We start from the raw sequence: 20,116 nt of genomic DNA, 5'->3' as shown, positions 1-20,116 counted from the left end.
GGGGTCATGCGCGCGCGATACGGAGTACCCCTGACCCTGACCGCAGTCGGCGCGGCCGGCCTGGCCTACGCCGCCGGCTTCGAAGTCCGCTCCTTCCGGCTGCGACGCGTGACCGTACCCGTACTGCCCCGCGGCATGCGTCCGTTGCGCGTCCTGCAGGTCTCCGACATCCACATGGTCAGCGGGCAGCGCAAGAAGCAGCGCTGGCTCCAGTCACTCGCCGGGTTGCGCCCCGACTTCGTCATCAACACGGGTGACAACCTCTCCGACACCGAGGGCGTCCCGGAGACGCTGGACGCGCTCGGCCCGCTGATGGAGTTCCCCGGCGCGTACGTCTTCGGCTCCAACGACTACTACGGCCCCAAGCCGCGCAACCCCGCCCGCTACCTGTTCGAGCGGGTCCAGGGCCGGCACGGCCTCAACGGGAACGCCCCCGTCGTGGGCGCCGTCCACAACCCGTGGGAAGAGCTGCGCGACGCCTTCGACACGGCCGGCTGGGTCAACCTGTCCAATGCTCGCGGCCGCCTCAAGCTGGAGGGCTTCGAGATCGCCCTGACCGGTCTGGACGACCCGCACATCAAGCGCGACCGCTACGCCGACGTGGCCGGCGGCCCGGAGTCCGGCGCCGATCTCTCCCTGGCCGTCGTACACGCCCCCTACCTGCGCTGCCTGGACGCCTTCGCCGCCGACGGCTATCCGCTGATCCTGGCCGGCCACACCCATGGCGGCCAGCTGTGCATCCCCTTCTACGGCGCGCTGGTCACCAACTGCGACATCGACACCGACCGTGTGAAGGGCCTGTCCACGCACACCGCCGACGGCCGTACCTCCTTCCTCCACGTCTCCGCCGGCTGCGGCACCAACCGCTACACCCCGGTCCGCTTCGCCTGCCCCCCGGAGGCAACGCTGCTGACGCTCACGGCGCGGGCGTAGGGAGACCGCCCGGGCGTAGGAGACCGCGCGCGGGCATACGGGCAAACGGGCACGCGAGGGGGCCGAGGACCGGGGGCTGCGAGCCGCGGCGGCCGGGCACGCGGAGCGACGCGCGAGGGGTGCCGGGCCCCGCGGCCCGGTGGTCCCTCGACTCAGTGCTCTCCCGACACGGTGTTCCCCCACCCCTCCCCGATCCTCCCTCCCCCTACCGTGGAGGAATGTCCGACCCCACCCGGACCTCGCAGTCCACGCGTCACGCCACCGGACCGGCCGGCGCCGCCGCCCGCACCCCGGCCTCGGCCGTCGCCCCCGCCCTTCGACGCCCCCTCGCGGGCGTCTTCCGCCTCCTTCTCGCCGCGACCGCCCTGACCGGCCTCCTCCTGGAGACCCTGGCCACCCGCGCCCCGGCCCGCCTCGCCGCCTCCTTCACCGCGCAGGCCGCCCTCGCCACGGCACTGGTCTCCGTCTGCACCGCCCACCGGGCCTGGTCCGGCCGCCGCCCCGTAACCCCCCGCCTCACGGGCGCCCTCCTCACCTATGTCTCCCTCGCGGCCCTCCTGCACCACCTCCCGGCCGCCACCCGCGCCCCCTTCACGCTCCCCGAAGCCGCCACCCCCACCACAGCCCAAGCGATCTCCCACCTCCTCCTCTTCACGCTCACCCCGCTGGCCACCGCCGCCGACTGGCTCCTGCTGACCGCCCCGCGCGGATTCCGCCTCCCCTACGCCTGGCAGTGGCCGGTCTACCCCCTGCTCTACCTCGGCTTCGCCCTCCTCCTCCCGGCCCTCGCGGGCCCCGCCCCCTCCCACCCCCTGGCCCCCGCCCTCACCATCGCCGCGGCGAGCTGCCTCCTCCCCCTGGTCGCCCTCGCGATCGACCAGGTCAGGCCCGCTCCCCGGCTCCGCAAGAACCGGATTTCGCCTACGGGGATCAGTCCGCTAAAGTAGAGCTCGTTGCTTCGGGGTGTAGCGCAGCTTGGCAGCGCGCTTCGTTCGGGACGAAGAGGTCGTGGGTTCAAATCCCGCCACCCCGACTGAAGGAACACAGGTCAGAGCCACCTACGGATTTCCGTAGGTGGCTCTCCTGCTTTGTGCGTGACTAACTGCGTGACTATCGCTCTGGATTCACCTTGAAGATCCCGTCCATAGCGACCGCTCCCGTCTGGATCACAGGACGGATCTGCTTCCGGTAGACCTCCTCAGTGACCGCCGTACCGGAGTGCCCGACCAGGCGCGAGATCTCTTCGAGCGGGACACCACTGTCCGACAGCAGCGAGACGAAGCTGTGGCGTAGCTCACGTGGCGTCCATTCCGCGGCGTTCACCCCCTCGGCCTTGTTGATCGCTTGGCGGAAGGCTCGCCGTACATTGGTCGAGTCGAGTTCCTTCCCGACGGCCGACGCGAAGACGAGTCCGTTCTCCTCCCAGGCGTCGCCGGCAGCGAGCCGGTCCCGCCCTTGGCCCTCCCAGTGCTGCCAGAACGCCGATGCAGCGGGCCGGGAGGGCAAGCGTGCGCTAGCAAAGTCCCAGGTCGGAGACCTGGAACTTGACCGTTGTCCGGGTACGCGCTCAGCGAGGCGGCGTGACCAACCCCATCTCATAGGCACTGATGACGAGTTGGAGCTGGTCCCGGGCGCCAAGTTTGGCGAGCAGCCGTGACACGTGCGGCTTGGCGGTGGCCACCGTGACGAACAGTTCCTCCGCGATCTCGGCGTTCGACCGGCCGCGTCCGACCAGGGTCAGCAGTTCTCGCTCCCGCCCGGTGATGCCCTCGACCGGCCGCCGGGAGCGCTCCGGGGCCGCCCCGGGGCGGTCGACGAAGTCCGCGATCAGACGGCGTGTGACACCCGGCGCGATCAGTACGTCGCCGGCGGCGACCAGGCGGATCGCCGCGAGGATGTCGTCCAGCGCCATGTCCTTGACCACGAAGCCGCTCGCACCGGCCCGGAGCGCACCGTGGACGTGGTCGTCCTCGTCGAAGGTGGTCAGCGCTCAGGACCAGGACACGGGTCGCCACCGGACCGGCCATGATCTGACGGATGGCCTCGATCCAGTCCATGCCGGGCATCCGGATGTCCATCACCACGACGTCGGGACTGACATCTCTGACCAGTTGGACCACCTCGGCGCCGGTGGCTGCCTCGCATTACACGATCTTACAGACAAACCCTATCGACGCAGTCGTGTCCATTCGTTACCAACGGGATCCTCTTTCAGCTCGCCGCAGACTGCGGCTGTCCACCCTTGGTGAGCGAAGAGTTCCTCACTGGCTGCGCCGAGATCGAGAGGCGTCACTTTCCTCAATGCTTCGGGGAAATCGAAGCACCAGTCGGGTTCGCGGCCCAGGGAGAGGTCCAGGCTGATTTTGCTGGCCAGATCGGCGGGTGAGTCGAGGACGCTCGTGATCTGTCCGAGACAGAAGTTCTTGGCAGCGGTGCTCTCTTCTACGGACAGGGCTTGGGTGAGCATGCGGTCCATCTCTGAGTTGATGAACCGGATACCGGTGGTGATGTAGTCGGGGTGGAGTCGCGCTGTGACGATGAACTGGCGCTGTCCGGCGGTGGCGTTCAGGGTCGAGTAGAGGGAGGGGGCTCGCGGGAGCCGCTGAGCGTGCGTGACGAGGCGGGCGCCGGAGTAGGCGCCGAACAGCACGTTGAGCAGATCGTGAGCTGTCGAGCGAGAGTCTGCGGGTCCAGCCGGGGCGCAGAGCTGGAGCGTGGCTTCTCCCTGCGTACCAGTGGGAAATGTGGGCAATGTATGGAGACCGCCTTGGGGGGCGGGGGTGGCGGTGAGGCGCATGGCGAGAGCATGCGTCTGGAACGAGCGCGGCAGGTGCTCAAGGACGTGGGAAAGTGCGACGTCGCCGACGACGACCAGGAACGCGCCGGCGGAGCGCATCACGAGATCGTGGAAGTCGTGGTACTCAGCGGCGGTGATCAGCCCGACCGCCTCGGGGTCGGGAAGCGTCTCGGGCAGCCCATCGGGCAGGAATGAGCGCTGACGGAGTGCGCGGCTGACGATTTCGCTGTGGTCCAGGAGGCGGGAGCGCGCGCGCTTGGCTACGGGTACCGCCCAGGTGGCCAGGTCGGTGTCGGTGGCATCGGCTGGTGTCAGTAGGTCGGCCAGTGGAACGAGACCGCGCCGTAGATCGGTGGAGGGAAGGTGGCCGGAGATACGCAGCCACTCTCCAGTCCAGGACACGTCCCAGGCGGTGGGTTGCCCGGTGAGGCGTTCCCGTCGAGCGAGGCGTTCGCGCAGGTCGTGTACGAGAAGCTCTGCTTGCCCCGCGTGGAGGCGATTGGTTCCTGAGCAGGGAATCATCAGCCGGACCTCAGCCAGGGGTGCGCGGCTGTCACGGACGAGGTAAACGTCGAGGCCGTTGTCCGCGACGGTGTGCGTGATCTCAGGGCGGACGGGTGTGGGGCTCTTGTGGAGTGCAGGCAGCTTCATACGGGCGTTTCGGGTGCGGGGACGATCTGGAGAACGGCACGCTTCTGGGCGGCTAGGCGCCGCGCGGCGGCGGTGAGGTCCACGGACGTGAGTGTGGCGAGGTGGGCGGGGATCCGATCGAGGAGTTCGGCGTCGTCCCAGAGAATCTCCAGTCGTCCTAGCGCCCGGCACCGGGCAAGCACGTCCGCGTGGCGGTGGTGGTGTTCATGAATCAGGTGATCGCGCCATGTGGTGAACGCGTCAGTGGACAGGGCACCGTCCGCCAGTTCTGTGATGTGTGCGTCGAGTGCTGCGAGGACCTCGGGGGCGTCCAGGGAGGGATGGTGGATCGCGACCAGGATCAACGTGTCGGGATCCCGGGCGTCGAAGGGGCCGAAGATCCCGCAGCCTCCATCGCGGCGGATGATTCCGGGCTTGTTCCACGCCAGTGGGAGGACGTGGGCGAGCACGTGGTGGGCCACATACTCCTGCAGGCCGGTCGCCGGGTTGGGCAGTTGGTACCCGACGGCGATACCAGGCAGAGCGATCCGCGGGTCCTGGACTGTTCCCTGGCGTGGTGTGTCCCCCGCTGGGACAGTGAGCACAGATGGCGGAGGTCCCGGACGCGGGGGGATCCTGCCGAAGTGCCGGTCGATGAGGGGACGTACCTGGTCCGGGTCGAGGTTCCCGGAGAGGGTGAGCGTGGCGTTGCCCGGGGGGTAGTAGGTGTCGAAGAACTCCTGGCATTGCTCGACTGTCACCTCGCTCAGGGCGGCGGTGGAGCCGAAGCCGTCGTGGGCGTTGGGGAAGGTGCTGTAGAGCAGTTCAGGCAGGCGCGGCCAGGGGAATCCGCCGTAGGGGCGTTCGGTGACGGTGGTGCGTATTTCCTCGGCCACGCCGGACAGTTGGCGCTTGAGGCCCTCGTCGGTGAAGCGGGGTGCGCGCATCCGGTCTGCTTCCAGGAAGAGCGCGAGTTCGACCGCTTCAGGTGGGACCACCTGAAAGTACTCGGTGTAATCCTGGTGAGTACGGGCATCGCAGTTGCCGCCGACGCGGTGGATGTGGTCCCCGTGGTCGAGCGGCGCGACGCTCTCGCTACCTTCGAACATGACGTGCTCGAAGAGGTGCGCGAAGCCTGCGGCCCAGGCCGGTTCACTGCGGAACCCGACCCCGTAGTGCACGCTGACCGCGACGCGGGCTACCTGCGGATGGGGGGCGAGCACCACGCGCAGCCCGTTGTCGAGCCGGTACCTGATCACGTGAGGTCTCTCCTGCGGAAGAGGTGCCAGCCGCCGAGGAGGCTTGCGGCGATCCAGAGTAGGGAGGCGGCGACTGCCGCCAGTGGTGGAAGCAGCCCGGGGATGGGGGGTTGGACGACTCCTGCGAGTGTGCTCACGGGGAGGAATCGGCCGATCGAGGGGGCGTGGAGCATCAGCGGCAGTTCGAGGGCGAACGGGGCGATGAGGGCGGCTGCGGTGGTGGTCCAGTAGTTCGGCAGCAGATAGCCCAGAGTGACTCCCCAGGGCCCGGCCAGGACGCTGGCCACCACCGTGAGCACGAGCGTCTGCCAGGTGGCTGCTCCCAGGTCGAACGACTGGTGACGCTGTTCGAGGATGATCCAGGTGGACACCGACCAAGCCGTTGTCCCGAGGACCCCTACCACCAGCCCTTGGACGGCACCTGAGACGCACTTGGCAACGTAGCCGTCGATGCGCCGCTGAGTGAGAGCGGTCCGCGGCAGGGAACGGTAGAAGTACTCCTTGGCGATACCCCAGTTGGCCAGGAAGATGGACGCGACGGGCACGGCGGTGAGGAAGGCCAGAAGTGTGCGGGTGGCGGCCGCCGAGTCGGCCCCATCGGTAGCAATGACAGAGTCGGGCGCGTAGCTGTAGCACATGGCCGGCATCAGATAGGCGTAGGCCAGGCCGAACAGCATCCACCAGCTACCGCGGGCCTTGAGCAGTTCCGCACGGATCGCATCACGCATGGTTGTCCACGAGTTCGAAGAAGCGGTCTTCCAGACGGCGCTTTCCGCCGTCAGTCAGCTCGCCGAGGGTGCCGGCGAAGAGCAGCCGCCGCCGGATGACGACGACCTCGTCGACGGTCTGGGCTGTCTCGGCGAGCTGATGGCTGGAGAGCAGGACCGTGCCACCCCGGTCGGCGAAGGAACGCAAGTACCCGCGGAGCCAGCGGATGCCCTCAGGGTCCAGGCCGTTCGCGGGTTCGTCGAGGATCAGCAGCTCGGGATCACCGACCAGAGCGCCCGCGAGCCCGAGACGCTGGCGCATGCCGGTGGAGAGCCTGCCGATGGCGCGGGACGCCACCGAGGCCAGGCCGACCTCCTCCAGGACGGCATCGACGCGGCTGCGCGCCTGCCCGGCCGCGGCCGCACAGATCCGCAGGTGGTGACGGGGGGTGAGAGCGGTCTCGAAGCCGAGCCCGTCGAGGTGGACGCCGACGCGGCGGCCCGGTGAGGTGATGTCCGCGTAGCGGGCACCGAAGACTCGGGCCTCTCCGCGGGTGGGGTGGAGCAGGCCGACCAGCCCTTTGAGGGCCGTGCTCTTGCCGGCGCCGTTCGGGCCGAGCAGGCCGACGATCCGTCCCGGCGAGACCTGGAAGGTCAGGTCGTCGACGGCGACCTGTTCGCCGTACCGCTTGGTGAAACCTTCGAAGGCGACGACGCTCATGCCCGCGCCTCGATCATGCCCCAAGCGGTGAGCCCGTCGTTGAAGCCGTCGACGCGTTCGATGTGGAAACCGGCCTCCTCGATCAGGCTGGTGAACTGTTCCCTGGTGCGGACTCGCCCGCCGGTGGAGACGAGCATGTTGAAGTCCGACACGTGCAGGAAGGTGTTCTGAGGGTCGGGCTCCTGCGTGAACATCCAGTCGATGAGGATCAGAGTGGCGCCTGGTGTGGCGGCCCTGTGCACGTTGCGCAAGAGGTTGGCGGCACGCGTGTCGTCCCAGTCGATGAGGATCGACTTGAGGAGGTACAGGTCTCCCCCGGAGGGCACCGACTCCAGGAAGTCACCGGGGGCCGTCTCGACCCGATCGGCGACCCCGTGCCGGGCGAGTGCCTCGCCGGCGTTTTGGAGGGCGGCGGGCCGGTCGACCAGGACGCCCCTGAGGTGCGGGTAGGCCTGAAGGATTCCGCTGAGCATGGCCCCGCTGCCTCCGCCGACGTCGACGACGCTTCGGTATCCGCTCAGGTCGTACCGGGTGGCAAAGGCACGCGCGCAGTGGTGGGCACCGAAGCTCAGGCCCGCCGCGTAGCTTTCGGCGGTGTCCGGGTGCGCGTCGAGATGCTCCCAAAAGCCCATGCCCAGAGCGGTTTCGGCGGAGGGGCGCCCGGTCAGGACAGTGTCGGCGTAGTGCTCGGCGGGCCGGACGCAGACCGGGTCCGCCATGGCGAGGGCGAAGTCGCTGAGCCACCCCCCGTCGTGTTCGAGGGCGGCAAGGAGGGGGGTGGCCTCGAATGTGCCGGGGGCCGGTTCGGCAATGAGACCGAATGCGGCTGAGGCGCGCAGGAACCTGGCGAGGGCGTCAGGGTCCGCTCCGGTGGCGTCCGCCAACTGCGGGAGGGTGCACGGGCCATCGGCCAGGTGAGCGGCGATCCGTAGTCGGGCGGCGGCACGCACCATCTGGGCGGCCATGTAGCCGGTCACCATCATGTGCAGGGTTGAGGCTTCGGCGTTCAGCGGAGTGGCCGCGGGCTGCTGGGACATGGGTTTCCTCTGTGATCTATTGGGTCGCTGTGGCCTTGGATCGGGCTTTCTCCAAAGCTGATCCGGACTGACGCCGAGCGGTTCTGCGCAGCAATATCGGGGCGAGCAGCGCACCTGCCAGGGTCCAGGCGGCAAGGACCGCGAAGACCAGGGGCAGCTGCCCGTTACCCGGCATCTGGGTGACGGCCGGGGTATCGGGGAGAAGGGCGGTACGGATTCCCTGTGCGAGCCATTTCAGGGGGAAGGCATTGGCGATGTACTGGACGAGCTGCGGCATCGAACCGAACGGGAAGATCAATCCCGATATGGGGATGAGGCCGATGGCCGGGAGGGACACCACGGCCACCAGCCGGGGGTTCGGGGCCAGTGCGCCGACACTCGCCCCCAGCCCCACCATCGCGAGCAGCCCGAGGACCAGGACGGCAAGGAGGGTGGCCCACGCAGTGGGGTTCTGCGGCAGATGAAGGTCCACGAACAGACCGCCGAGCACCGCCATGACGACGACGTATCCGCCGGTCACAGCGGCGACGGAGACCGCCTTGCCGATCAGGTAGCTGTGGATGCCTCCAGGCATGCCGCGCAGCCGGAGCAGCGTGCCGTCCTCACGCTCGCCGGCGAGGTTGTAGGAGAGGGTGAGGAGCCCGGTCTGGAAGACGCTCATCGCGATCCCTCCGGGCAGCAGCAGGTGCCCGTAGGTCAGGCCCGTACCGGGCAGGGGGTCCGCGCCGATCGTGTAGAAGAGAACGCCGAACATCGCAGGGATGAAGGCGTGCATGGCGCGTTCCGTCTTACTGCGCAGCTGGATATGGAGTTCGACCAAGCCTCGTCGCCAGCCGGCTTGCATGATTCTCTGTACGGTCATCACCTGTCGCCTTTCACCATGCTCAGGTAGGTGTCCTCCAGGGTGGGTCTGCGGACCACCAGGTCGGGGATGGGACCTTCGAACTCCTGGTGCAGGCGGTAGACCAGGGCGGAGGGGTCACGGGTGAACTCGTGGGTGAGGTTCCTGCCGTGGCGCCAGCGCACCTCCGACTCGTCCTCAGCGGCCTCGGCGAGCTCGTCGGCGGTTCCGCAGGCCGTCAGGGAGCCTCGGACGAGGATCGCGATCCGGTCGGCGAGTCGTTCGGCCTCGGCCAGGTCGTGCGTGGTGAGCAGGACGGTTACGCCCTCTACAGCAGCCAGGTGCTGGACGAGTTCGTGGAACTGCCGCCGGGCCACCGGGTCGAATCCGGCAGTGGGCTCGTCGAGGAAGAGCAGTTCGGGCCGGCCGACCACACCGAGGGCCACGTCCAGTCGGCGGCGCTGCCCACCCGAGAGCACGCCGATGGTCTTTCGGCGGTGTTCGGTCAGGCCGACAAGATCGAGGAGTTCACTTACGTCGCGTGGTCGGGAGTAGAGCAGCGCGGCGTGTTCGAGGAGTTCGCCGACGCGCCACTGGGCGTGGTCGCGCCAGGATTGCAGTACTACTCCGACCCGCTCGCGCCACGCATCAGGCGCGTGTTGGGGGTCGACGCCCAAGACCGAAACGTCCCCGCCGGAACGGTGCCGGTAGCCCTGGAGGATCTCAAGGGTCGTGGTCTTGCCCGCACCGTTGGGTCCGAGCAGCGCCAGGATCTCGCCCCGGCACACGTCGAGGTCGACGCCTCGCACCACATCGGTCTGCCCGTAGCGCATCCGGAGCCCACGTACCCGTACCACCGGGTCCGTCGCAGTGTTCATCTCACTCCTCTTCTCGGACTCGGTCGATGAGTTCGGTGAGCAGCGCCTTGTAACGCCCGATCTCCGCCTCGTCCCAGTCCGCGTAGGCGGCGTAGTCGTGCAGGTGAAGGACGATCCGCAGGACGGCGGTTCGTCGTACGGCCAGCTGGTCGCGGCCATAGCCCGCCAGCAGGGTTGATTCCAGACACGTCCAGGCCGGGTCGGTGGCAGGGGTGCCCAGAACGTGCCGGAGCTCGGTGAGCTCGCCGAGGAGCCAGCCGATGTCCCAGTACCACGGTGCAGCCCCCAGGTCGTCGCCGATGAGGAACTGGACGCCCTCGTCGGCGGGGCCGACCACAAGGCAGGCGAGCCCCGGGGCGCCATGGGAGACGACACGCCGCTCGTCGTGGACGAGCCGTTCACACCAGGTGCTCAGCATCCCCCATCGGTCGTGGCCGAGGACGGTGAGGATCAGCGCCGCGGCCCGCAGGGTTTGGGGGGTTGCGCCGCCTGTGGTGAGAAAGTTCCGGAGCCGGTCGACGCCCGGTGGCAGCGCATCGGGGAAACCGTCCGGCGCCAGCCGGTGGAGCTCGGCGAGGAGCAGTCCGGCCGTGTGGCAAGCCGGCACGAACCGATCGACCCCCGCACCGTGGGCGTCCAGGATTGTCGCGGCGACGCTCTCATAATGGTCGACGACGTATCGGCTCCCGGGCGGATCCGGTTCGGCGGGAACCAAGCGGCCCGCGCCTCCGAAGTCCGCGCCGAGCGTGGACCCTGCCGGCCTGGACACGGCCAGCTCCGCCAACCGGGCCCGGGCGACGGGTCCCGGTCGGCGGAAGGGGGCGGGCCGGCGGCTGCCTGGCCAGCGGCACATCGCGTACCGGCCGTCCGCTGCGGTGAGGACGAGGTGGCTCTGGAACCGGGTACCTTCCTGGGGCACCACCACACTGCCGGGAATCACGGCAACTGCCCTCCGGTGTCGGCGAGTTGGAGGCGCCGTTCCTCGATCAGGCCCAGGAGTGCCGGCAGGTCGGCGGCAACCCAGCCGTCATTCCGCCCAGTTCCTGTACTCGGCCCACGCTCGGGAGGAGCGACGACGACGTTCCGCCGGCCTTCGAGCGCCTTCAAGTGGGTCATGTACGCGGCGCTCTGAGCACCGCCCGGAGGCAGCGCCGGGGCGATCCCCACCGGTACGGTGGCGCATTGGGCGGCCAGAAGAGTGGGGGTATCGGCGAGGCCGAGGGCGAAGCGGCCGACGAAATGGAGGGTCGCCGGATACACCGCGATGGCTTCGGCCCACTCGGCCAGTTCCACATGGAGCCCCACCGGCTCGGGCTCCTCCGGCCAGACGTCCTCCCGTACCGGATGACCGGTAACCGAGGTCAGAGCCTGCCGGGTGACGAACCGTGTCGCGCTGCGCGTCACTACGGCCCGCGTCTGGATGCCCGGGTGGGCCAGGCGCAGCCAGTTGAGCCAGAACGGCAGATGCATGACACCGATTGACCCGGTGCCGACGACGACAAGTCGTTCGAACCCCAGGTCGAGAGGCTTGGGAGGCATGGGTCCGCTCACGGCGTCACCGCCTTCAGCAGCGTTTCGATCTCCTGCAAGGCAACCCGTTCCCCGTAGGTGACGCCGACGGCGCTGCAGTTGAGCACCACCTCGTCGACGCCCGCCTTCGCATAGGCCGCCAGGCCCTCGGCGATGGCTTCCGGTTCGCCGCTGAGGAAGAGTCCGGCCTCGACGAGTCGCCGTGCGCCGTCTTCCGGATCGCTCGGGTCGACGCCGACTCCGGCGCGGCGCAGCATCTGCGTGTAATGCGGTGCCTGCAAGTGCCGGGCACAGACCGAGTGAGCCAGGGCGACCGGATCGCGGCGCGGCCCGGCGAGAGCGACGTGCACCACGGCCACCAGGCGCGGCGTAGGTCTGGACACGGCTTCGGCACCGGCGCGTAGCTCTGGTGCGATGACCGAGGCCAGGTAGTCCGGTGGGGTCAGCCAGCCGATCGCTACGTCGGCGACCTCTCCGCAGACCCTGGCCATCCTCGGGCGCAGTACGCCCAGGCCCAGCTCCACCGGTGGGTGAGGAACCTGAGGAAGGCTGGCGTCCATCCGGAAGTACGGACCGTCCATCCGCACCTGCTCCCCGGCGAGGAGTCCGCGGACGGCGCTCATATAGTCCCGGACGGCCGTCAACGGGCTCGGGTACGCGGCGCCGAGCAGTGCCTCCTGGAAGACTGCGGCCCCCGGCCCGTACCCGGCCACCACCGGATGCCCGGTGATCTGCGCAAGCGACCGAGCCTGCAGGGCGGCCTCGACCGGGTGCCGTAGCGGCATGAGCGTCACCGCCGTGCCGGCGGGTACGCGAAGTCCGATCCCGGCGCTGTAGGCGAAGAGTTGATGGGGTTCGAGGGTCAGCTGCTGGTTGGTCCAGAGTCGTGCGCCAGGGGTGCGCTGGACGAGGGCGGCGAACGGCACGACCTGTTCCGGCCGGACCGGGGTGAACGGCAGGAGCACCGAGTACGTTGTCATGCCTGGCCCGCCGGTACTGCGGAGTTCGCGGTGAGGCTCGGGCGCTCCCCTGCGACCAGCGCCTGGTAGGGCGGGCATCCATCGAGAAGTTCCTGGTGGGTGCCTTCGGCAGGCACCTGCCCCCCGTGCATGAAGACCACATGGTCCGCGTGCCCCGCGACGGACATGCGGTGGGTCACCATGACCACGGCGCGCTCTGCGGCCAGCCGCTCCACCACGGTACGAAGGCTCCGCTCGTTGATGCTGTCCAACTGGGATGTGGGCTCGTCGAAGAGCACGATCTCGGTGTCGGCCAGCAGTGCCCGGGCAAGAGCAACTCGCTGCCGTTGACCACCGGAGAGATCGACGGCCTCACCGATCACCGTGTCGATTCCCTGAGGCAGGTTCTGCACCGCTTCGCTCAGGCCGACCGTCTCCAGTACGGCGAAGAGTGCCTCGTCCGACGGGGCGACCCGATGCCCGACGGTGAGATTGGCGCGCAGCGTATCGGTGAGCAGCGTGAACGCCTGGTCGACGTAGGTGATACGCGCTCTCAGCCCGGACAGCGTCCAGTCGGTGGTGTCCCGGCCCAGCACCTTCACCCGGCCACCTGCCGGTGTGACGAACCGCTCGATCAGGGCCAGGGCGGTGCTCTTACCGGTACCGGATTCACCGACGACCGCCGTGAGCCCCCTGCTCGGCACGGTGAAGGTCGCTCCGCGGAGCACCGACTGATCGTCGTAGGCGAAGTCGACTCCTTCGAACCGAACGGCCGGCCCGGAAGGAGAAGAGACTGCTGTGGGAGAGGCCGCCGGATCAGCGGACTCCTCGGTCGAGAGCGAGAGCACCTCGTCGAAGCGCTTCCGGGCGGAGAGCCCCGCCTGCAGCTGGCCGAGGCCGATCGCGATGACGAAGACGGGGGCGACCAGTTGCATCAGGTAAAGGAGGAACGCTGCGAAGTCGGCGACGGAAAGAACACCACTCGCATAGCGGGCGCCCCCCGCCGCGATGACCGCGACAAGAGCGATCTGCTGGCCCAGGCCCATGGCCGGGTTGAGCGCCGAGTTGAGCAGGTTGCTGCGGAGCGCAGCCACCGAGGTGGTTTCGGAGGCTTCGGCCAGCCGCTCGGTCATGGCAGTCTCCGCACGGTACGCCTTGACCGTGGGGAGGGCGTCGAGCGCGGTGGTGAAGCGGTGGGCCAGTACTCCCAGAGCGGACTGGTGCGCGGCGTACGACCGGCGCAAGCCCTTGATCACCACGCCGATGATCAAGCCGGCGACCGAGAAGCCGGCAAGCGTCGCCAAGAGCAGCACCCAGTCCAGGTAGCCCATGATGACGATGGTGGCGACTGTGGTCAGTCCGGAAATGGGCAACTGCAGGATGCCCAGGTCGACGATGGACCGCAGCTGAGCGCTGTCCGCCGTCACCCGCGTCACCAGATTGCCGGTCCCGTGCGTACGGACTTGGTGCAGCGGCAGGCGCAGGACGTGACCCATGATCCGGGTACGCAAACCATGCACCATGCGCTCACCCCCGCGCGCCAGGAGGTAGCCGGAGGCTGCGGCGCTCACCGCAGCGCCGAGCGCGGAGGCCGTCATCCAGACCACCGGCCAGAGCACTGGTGTGTGCGCCTGCACAGCGCCGATGAGCCGCGCCACGATCAGCGGCATGGCCAGATTGCATACCGTCGAGATGATCGAGAGCAGTACGACCACCGTGAGCAGTGCCTTACGACCACGGACCAGCTCTCGCAAAATTCGCAGGCGTTGATATTCCGGGCCGGTGGGCACGGGAACTCTTCCTTTCACAGAACAGTCAGAACAGTCACGGATTCGGGCGGTCCGCACAGTCCGGTGCAGGCCCCTGGCACAGTCACGCGATGACCGAGTTGCCCACTGAACGGATCGCCAGCCCACGTGCACATGAGCTGGCTTTCCGCTATCGGCAGGCCGGCACGATCACCGCCGCAGAACGAGCACATCGGACTTTTCCGAGGCCCTGCAATCAGGTGGCCGTGAGAACCGCCCGCTACACCGACTCAGGAAGCTAGCCGGTCATGTCCTTCGTGACCTGGTAGGAGGCCATGAAGCTCGCCACGAAACACGCGGGAGAGGTCGCCGGCGCTTCGGACTCGGCCGAGACATCCAGCTCCGCTGCGTCCACATAGGTGGCGTAGCCGGAGATCATTTCATTGAGTTCCATAGAATTGACCTTTTCTCAGCAGCTGTTCTTGACCGACGCCGCGGCACCACCGGTGGCGGCCCCGGCACCCGCGACGCACCAGCCGGAGCTGGTCGCGGCCAAGCAGGCGGCGCTGCTGGTGGCAGCGGCGAAACAGACCGGGCTGGTCGCGGGTGCCTCGCTGGCCGCCGAAACGTTCAGCTCGTCCACATCGACGTAAGCGGCGTACCCAGCCATCAGGTCCTGAGTCTTCACGTTTTACCTCTCAGAATTTCTAGGTGTTGCGTTGGATTCCAAACAGGAGAAAGGAACCTAAGACAACCCTTCCCCCTGCACGGGGCCCAAGCGTTTGTCGTTCTTCAGCCGGTGTTACGCGCTGGCCATCGCGGGTCGATGCGGGCTTCTTGGAAATCCCGCAAAAGTCTCTGCTCACGTGGCTCGCCCGTTGTCGCCGCCTCGATCAGAGCGATGGCGGTGACCCGGGAGCGGTGTTCACCGAAACTCAGCCCCCGCATGCCGGCCCGTTCATCCACCGGCTCCCATGCGGTGGCGACCCCCGGCGCCATTTCCTCGGTCAATACCGACGTCTGTGACCCGGTCCCGGGCATCCCGGCGACCGCTTCCGCGACGATCCGGGCGGCGTGCCAGGCGCCGCGTCCCAGGTACACCACCATTCCGTCGCGACGGGGAAGGTGCCCGGGCATCGAGATGACCTTGGCCCGATATGAGACCTCGGTCGCCGCCAATGCGGAGAGCGCTGCTCCCCAGACCGCAGGTGCATGGTCTGGGTCGGTGAGGTGGATGTAGACACGTAGCTGGGGCTGTTCGAAGTGCGGCGGCTTCGCACTGTCGACCAAGAGGAATCCCGGAGAGAGCGCGGCCCGTACTGGATTGACCTGAAGGGTGACGCGCGAGCCTGGGGACGGTGCGTTTCCGTTCCCGGTTGCGCGTGGAACCCAGACCCGGACACCGTCACGTTCGACGAGGATCTGTTCCTCGTGGACCTCGTGAACCATGGCCGAAATCTCAGTAGTTGGATGAGGGACCACAGCAGCCAGTTCGGTTTCGAATGCCCGGTCACGGCGCGGTCGAAGCGCTGAGCTTTCCTTGGTCAGACCCGAGTGGAGGGCGTCGTAAAGCGCTCTGCTGAGTTTGCCCAGCAGATCTCGCTGGCTCTCTCCGGCAAGTTCCACACCCTGAACGATGGCGCTCCGGCCATCGGCTGCGACTTGGACCTCGTCGAGCGCCGCGAGCAGGCGCGGGGAGAACTGGGACGTCATGACACGCCTTCCAACCCGAGCGTGGCGATAAACGCCTCCGGAGTGAGCAAGATGGTGCGGCCAACGCCGGCCGCGGCCCGCGCAGTAGCACTGAGCCGGGCATTCATCCCAGCGCCGGCGAGGAGCCGGTCCAGCAGGTGCCATCCGGCGAACCCGGCCGCACGCCGGGCCAGCCCTTCGTCGACGACAGGGCGGACCTCCCGATATCCGCGACAGAATGCTTCGATGACCGGACGGAGCCGTTCGAACTTTGCGACGCCCCTGGCGATCACGGTCTCGTGCGTGAGCGAAACATCGGCAAAGGAGGTATCGCCCCGTGACTGACTATCGCCTCGGGTCGTGACGATGTCCAGGATCGAACGGAACAGCCACTCACCAGCGAAACTCCCGACGTCACGGGCGGCGTCGGCGAGCCGGAACTCCTCCCAGTCAGTCAGCCATACCTGTTCGTCCGAGATCAAAAACTGGTCGAGCCGCAGGTCACAGTGGGCGGGAAATTTCGGTGCGGCACGTTCCTCCTCCAGGAGAGCTGCAACGGCATCCATCACAGCCATGTCCTGCTGGAGTAGGCGCCATGCCTGGAGCTCCGCGAAACTGCACTCGTCAAAGAGGAGAGGGTTCAGGCCGTGCAGCAGGTCAGTTGAAGGCAGCGGACACGGGGAGTCGTCCACAACGAGACCCGAGGGGTCGCAACTGTGGAGCGCCCCTATTGCCCGACCGGCAGCCAGCGCGAGGGATTCATCAAAGGTCTCGTCGACCATCCGCTCGGCCCCCGTGCGGGCTCCGTCGAGGAGCCGGAAGACGAGAACCCCGGAGTCCTCATCCCAGCCCAGGAAATCGGGTGCCAACAGCATCTCTTGCGGGATTCTTCCCAGCAGACTCTGGAACGCCAGTGTGCGCTGGACCCCTGAACGTGCTGTACCGGACAGAACTTTCAGCTTCTTGACGAAGATCCGTTGCCCTGAAACCGTCTCCCCGGCCCAGTTGTCATTTCGGCCCAGGAAAGACGTAACCGAGCCTGGAAGGAACCGGCCCAATTCGAGCCGATCCAGCAGATCTTCTACCTCCCGAGCACCGGCAAGGCTGGGAGCATCAAACTGTGTGCGCTCCAAAACGCCAGTCATGACCGATTCCTCTCCCCCGTTCAAGTTCACTGGCACTGCTAAGAGTTCCGATACCCGCCGGTCCACTGCGCACGGAACTCCGTGATGGTTCGGCTATCGACTTGAACAACCACTACTTCCCCCATCGCTCATCAAACTTCTTCAGAGATCTCTGTTCGGAGATCTCTTCAAGAAGAGAGGTATCGCCGTGAGAAGGCATGGCAAATTGCCCCCCCGTTTGCGACCAGCTATCAAACCATGACAAGACATCAGAAGTCTGGAGGTCCATGGCGTATCGCTGTCATCCCGTTGGCGGTGGGTCAGACCGCCTGAAAGGGACATTACCTCGCGTCAATGACCGGCCACAACTTAACTCTGAGTAGCCGTGATCACAGGGCGATCATCGACAGTCACGCCACATCCCCAAACCGACCCGAGGGTCAGAAAAACTGTTTCCTATTCAACTTGATGCACCATCCGCAAACATGTCGACGGACCAGGCAGGGCCCCGTCGTCGGCCTGCCGACCTGTCGTTGTTCACAGCCGCCCACCTTTGCGACCATGTAGGGAGCGGCAAAACGCCTGAAGACGAGGAGAAGCAAGTTGCTGTTCAAGAAGAAGACCAAGGGTGACCGCAAGGATTCTGACCGCAGGGGCGCCAAGGGTTCCAAGGGCTACAGGAAGACCGGATGGGGAACTCAGAGCGGCAAGATGTCCGATGAGGAGACCGCAGCGGCGGCGGCGACTATAGCCTCCACCACTGTGATCAGCTGACCCGCAACGCACTGGCTGCCTGCCCAACAAGGGCTAGCAGCCAGTGCGTTGTGCTTTCCAGGTCCTCATGGCGAGTCGATTCCATCCCGAAATTTGGGGTCACCGAACTGGATGGCCGCACCTGTCAGCTCTTCGCCCCGGGTATTACAGCCGGAGATCTCGCGACTGGGGCTGGGGCGGGTCGTTGACCGGGCATATTGCTGGGTGTGACGGCTGAGCAGATAGCCGAGTGGAATGCCGAACTATCCGCTCTGGCTGGTTCGTTGGGGTACTTTTTCAACCCGACGGAGCCTCGGGTGGTGTTCGCGCAATTCGTCGAGGGGCTGCTGGCGGAGTTGCCGAGGAAGAACGGCTGGACACCGGCCGAGCGGGCCGCCCCTGGCACCGTCACATCACTGCCCGCATGCTCGCCACCGCGTTCCTCGCCGTCCAGCGCGCCGCCCCGCCCCAAACGACCGAGCCGGAAACGGACGTGGACAACGACCCCGCCCCGGGAAAAGCCCAGATCACCAACGAGAGCGAGGCCGCTGGCTGATCCCCGGACCGCTGCTGCGGCTCTCCGTCCACACCATCCGGCACTGCCTGGCAGCCACCCACCTCAACCCCCCGCCACAGCGCCGACCCTCCACATCTCTTGCTGGAGTACTAGCAGCCGAGCCACAGCGGCACTTGTCCGTCTCGCACCATTGCCGCACCAGTAGAGACGGTCAACCACGGGCAACCGGGGTGCAGACGGCACGCCCAGAGGGCCGCACCCAGCAGCGCAACACTTCACTGACCTGCGACGACGCACCCAAAGCCGCCCTGATTCCCAAGCTCAGAGCGCGGGTTCGATTCCCGTCACCGGCTCCAGTCGAGGTAAGGCCCCGAGCAAACGTGCCACTGCAACGCAGCAAGCGCCCCTTCTCACCTCGCGCGGCTCACCGCGAGGCCCGAGCTCTGGGAGAAATCTGGGAGATGATCTTCCCTCGGAAGCCCGCCGAGACCGCACCGCACCAGCCCACACCAAACAGCGCCTCCCACTGCTCGGTCAGGCCGATCATGAGACGCTCGCGCATGCCGACGGTGACGTGGGCGTAGCGCGCCGATACGGAGCCGTCGAGGTGGCCCATGCGCTCGTCCATGAGGACCTTCTCCGTGCCGAGGTCCTCCATCATCGTCCGGCGGGTGTGGCGTAGGCCGTGGGGCGTGAGGCCCTTGGCGATCGGGATCCAGCAGGAGTCGGCACGCTCACTGGCGTTACGCCCTCGTGCCGGTACTCCTGGCCAGGGCTCGCCGAGCACCGGCACAGGGCGGGCCTCCTGCGCCCCCTTCTTCGGGTACCAGCCGGAGGCCGCTGGCGTGAACAGCCAGGTGGCGAAGCCGTTTCGGCGCCAGTGGGCTGCGTACTCCGCCACGACGCCGCCCCGTACGAACCCGAGGTCCGCGATGGCCTGCTCCGCCTTTGCCCGCGTGGCTTCGGCGACGCGGTCGGGGTGGTTGAGGACGTTGGACACCGTCCCCGTGGAGACTCCGGCGCGGCGCGCGACGTCGACCAGCTTCGCGCCCTGGTGGCCGCCGGTGAACTCGGTTTCCAGGCCGACGATTTCGCCCCAGCGCTTGCCGGTGTATCCCTTGGGGACCACTCCGACGAACTCGTCGTCGCGGCCGCGAGCGGCCGACGCCAGCCCATTGCCGGGACCGGCCCGCAGCTGGATCTCGGCGTTGTCGATCTGGCGGTGTTCCCGATACCAGGCGGCCTCTCCCGGGCGATGCCGCTTGACGTGCTCTTCGGCTTGCTCGATCAGCCGGGCGAGATGCCCCTTGAGGGTGTCGATCAGCCGGAGAACTTCGTCATACGGAGGAAGGACAATGCTGGAGCGGAATGCGGCGGCGATGTCGGCCTGGAGCTCGTCCGTGCTGTCGGTGGCCGTCGGTTGCGACTGAGGCGGGTCGGCGCGGGTGGCATCCATGGCGCAACTCCTCGAAGACGGTGGTGGTCGTCACCGCCGCCCGGGGCGAGGAGAGGCCGGCCGTACGCGGCCCCTGGCGGCTGAGAAGAGTCAACCGCCAGAGAAGCCAGCAGATCCGCAACCGGGTTGCGAGGGAGCAAACCCTTTGCGGGCAAGCTTGGTTAGTTGACGGCGACGCCCGCGCGACCCGCGAAGGCCCGGCCCCCCGGAAAGCTTCGGTCGTGGCGGAGCAAGCCGCTGGCCAGGTCCTTGACCGCCCCTGCCGCTCGGCGGTCGGCAGGACCGCGGGGTCGATGGTTTTGGCCAGGTCGATCGCCTGCCCGGCATCACCGAGCAGATAGTGGACCGACAACTGGTGCAGCAGCACCTGCTGAGTCCCGGTGTCCGTGCGAGCCACAGGGCTCGACCGGCCGGCCTTCGCCGCGGTGTACGCGGCGGTGGCCAGCAGCGAGCTGTTCGCGGACAACCGGGCAGCCTCTGGGGCGCGGCGGTCCGCGCGTACGTCCTGCGCGGCCCGGACGGCGATGTCGGTGG

Annotated in this window: 20 protein-coding genes, 1 tRNA gene and 2 pseudogenes; 5 read left to right on the top strand and 18 right to left on the bottom strand. The window is 67.6% G+C overall.

The genetic code is table 11. The features are described 5' to 3' along the window. The first annotated feature begins 6 nt into the window (after positions 1-6). The 3 genes from WAB15_RS22795 to WAB15_RS22785 all read left to right on the top strand — a co-directional run bounded on the left by WAB15_RS22795 (position 7) and on the right by WAB15_RS22785 (position 1,966). Positions 7-933 (top strand): metallophosphoesterase, encoded by a 927-nt coding sequence (locus WAB15_RS22795; RefSeq protein WP_407287381.1) that lies wholly within the window; start codon positions 7-9, stop codon positions 931-933. A gap of 218 nt (positions 934-1,151) precedes the next feature. Further along, positions 1,152-1,880, top strand: a complete 729-nt coding sequence (locus WAB15_RS22790) for an integral membrane regulator (RefSeq protein WP_407287380.1) — start codon at positions 1,152-1,154, stop codon at positions 1,878-1,880. Between the two features lie 12 nt (positions 1,881-1,892). Next, positions 1,893-1,966: transfer RNA gene (locus WAB15_RS22785), tRNA-Pro, on the top strand. Positions 1,967-2,043: 77 nt separating this feature from the next. Here WAB15_RS22785 and WAB15_RS22780 read toward each other — a convergent pair. The 17 genes and pseudogenes from WAB15_RS22780 to lxmK all read right to left on the bottom strand — a co-directional run. Then, positions 2,044-2,446: pseudogene (locus tag WAB15_RS22780) on the bottom strand (tyrosine-type recombinase/integrase); the annotation flags it as partial. Positions 2,447-2,500: 54 nt separating this feature from the next. Continuing rightward, a pseudogene (locus tag WAB15_RS22775) lies at positions 2,501-3,074 on the bottom strand (response regulator); the annotation flags it as partial. A gap of 26 nt (positions 3,075-3,100) precedes the next feature. Continuing rightward, complete coding sequence (locus tag WAB15_RS22770; RefSeq protein WP_407287379.1) at positions 3,101-4,381, bottom strand: M16 family metallopeptidase; 1,281 nt, start codon at positions 4,379-4,381, stop codon at positions 3,101-3,103. Then, positions 4,378-5,619 carry a M16 family metallopeptidase gene (locus WAB15_RS22765; protein WP_407287378.1) on the bottom strand — a complete coding sequence of 414 codons (1,242 nt, stop codon included), beginning with the start codon at positions 5,617-5,619 and terminating at the stop codon, positions 4,378-4,380. Before WAB15_RS22765 ends, WAB15_RS22770 begins: the two co-directional genes overlap by 4 nt. Continuing rightward, a complete protein-coding gene (locus tag WAB15_RS22760) occupies positions 5,616-6,347 on the bottom strand; it encodes a hypothetical protein (protein ID WP_407287377.1) in 732 nt (243 codons plus the stop codon). Before WAB15_RS22760 ends, WAB15_RS22765 begins: the two co-directional genes overlap by 4 nt. Then, positions 6,340-7,047: an ABC transporter ATP-binding protein gene (locus WAB15_RS22755; protein WP_399149324.1), complete on the bottom strand. Its 708-nt coding sequence runs from the start codon at positions 7,045-7,047 to the stop codon at positions 6,340-6,342. The genes WAB15_RS22760 and WAB15_RS22755 overlap by 8 nt, the downstream gene beginning before the upstream one ends. Next, the gene (locus tag WAB15_RS22750) at positions 7,044-8,084 is read right to left on the bottom strand and encodes a methyltransferase (RefSeq protein WP_399149323.1); all 1,041 of its coding nucleotides are present in this window, start codon (positions 8,082-8,084) and stop codon (positions 7,044-7,046) included. The genes WAB15_RS22755 and WAB15_RS22750 overlap by 4 nt, the downstream gene beginning before the upstream one ends. Positions 8,085-8,100: 16 nt before the next feature. Continuing rightward, entirely contained in the window at positions 8,101-8,946 is an 846-nt protein-coding gene (locus WAB15_RS22745) for an ABC transporter permease (RefSeq protein WP_407287376.1), read from the bottom strand. Then, the gene (locus WAB15_RS22740; RefSeq protein WP_399149321.1) at positions 8,946-9,803 is read right to left on the bottom strand and encodes an ABC transporter ATP-binding protein; all 858 of its coding nucleotides are present in this window, start codon (positions 9,801-9,803) and stop codon (positions 8,946-8,948) included. The genes WAB15_RS22745 and WAB15_RS22740 overlap by 1 nt, the downstream gene beginning before the upstream one ends. Position 9,804: 1 nt before the next feature. Further along, positions 9,805-10,572, bottom strand: coding sequence for a hypothetical protein (locus WAB15_RS22735; RefSeq protein WP_407287375.1), 768 nt, complete (start codon positions 10,570-10,572; stop codon positions 9,805-9,807). Positions 10,573-10,739: 167 nt separating this feature from the next. Further along, positions 10,740-11,354: a flavoprotein gene (locus WAB15_RS22730; RefSeq protein WP_407287374.1), complete on the bottom strand. Its 615-nt coding sequence runs from the start codon at positions 11,352-11,354 to the stop codon at positions 10,740-10,742. Then, a complete protein-coding gene (locus WAB15_RS22725) occupies positions 11,351-12,313 on the bottom strand; it encodes an LLM class flavin-dependent oxidoreductase (protein WP_407287373.1) in 963 nt (320 codons plus the stop codon). The genes WAB15_RS22730 and WAB15_RS22725 overlap by 4 nt, the downstream gene beginning before the upstream one ends. After that, positions 12,310-14,082, bottom strand: coding sequence for an ABC transporter ATP-binding protein (locus WAB15_RS22720; RefSeq protein WP_407287372.1), 1,773 nt, complete (start codon positions 14,080-14,082; stop codon positions 12,310-12,312). The genes WAB15_RS22725 and WAB15_RS22720 overlap by 4 nt, the downstream gene beginning before the upstream one ends. 256 nt (positions 14,083-14,338) lie before the next feature. After that, positions 14,339-14,494 (bottom strand): LxmA leader domain family RiPP, encoded by a 156-nt coding sequence (locus tag WAB15_RS22715; protein WP_407287371.1) that lies wholly within the window; start codon positions 14,492-14,494, stop codon positions 14,339-14,341. 15 nt (positions 14,495-14,509) lie between these two features. Further along, positions 14,510-14,710 carry an LxmA leader domain family RiPP gene (locus WAB15_RS22710; protein WP_407289271.1) on the bottom strand — a complete coding sequence of 67 codons (201 nt, stop codon included), beginning with the start codon at positions 14,708-14,710 and terminating at the stop codon, positions 14,510-14,512. Positions 14,711-14,832: 122 nt separating this feature from the next. Further along, positions 14,833-15,753: a T3SS effector HopA1 family protein gene (locus tag WAB15_RS22705; protein ID WP_399149314.1), complete on the bottom strand. Its 921-nt coding sequence runs from the start codon at positions 15,751-15,753 to the stop codon at positions 14,833-14,835. After that, a complete protein-coding gene (gene lxmK, locus WAB15_RS22700; RefSeq protein ID WP_407287370.1) occupies positions 15,750-16,877 on the bottom strand; it encodes a class V lanthionine synthetase subunit LxmK in 1,128 nt (375 codons plus the stop codon). Before lxmK ends, WAB15_RS22705 begins: the two co-directional genes overlap by 4 nt. 582 nt (positions 16,878-17,459) lie before the next feature. Between lxmK and WAB15_RS22695 the strand changes: the two genes are divergently transcribed. After that, positions 17,460-17,630, top strand: a complete 171-nt coding sequence (locus WAB15_RS22695) for a hypothetical protein (RefSeq protein ID WP_399149312.1) — start codon at positions 17,460-17,462, stop codon at positions 17,628-17,630. 403 nt (positions 17,631-18,033) lie between these two features. Continuing rightward, a complete protein-coding gene (locus tag WAB15_RS22690) occupies positions 18,034-18,165 on the top strand; it encodes a hypothetical protein (protein ID WP_407287369.1) in 132 nt (43 codons plus the stop codon). Between the two features lie 385 nt (positions 18,166-18,550). Here WAB15_RS22690 and WAB15_RS22685 read toward each other — a convergent pair whose 3' ends face one another. Further along, a complete protein-coding gene (locus tag WAB15_RS22685) occupies positions 18,551-19,582 on the bottom strand; it encodes a DUF6415 family natural product biosynthesis protein (protein ID WP_407287368.1) in 1,032 nt (343 codons plus the stop codon). Positions 19,583-20,116 lie beyond the last annotated feature (534 nt).

The sequence above is a fragment of the Streptomyces sirii genome, from assembly GCF_045690365.1.
GTDB lineage: Bacteria > Actinomycetota > Actinomycetes > Streptomycetales > Streptomycetaceae > Streptomyces > Streptomyces sirii.
This window is presented reverse-complemented; position numbering and strand designations above follow the sequence as displayed.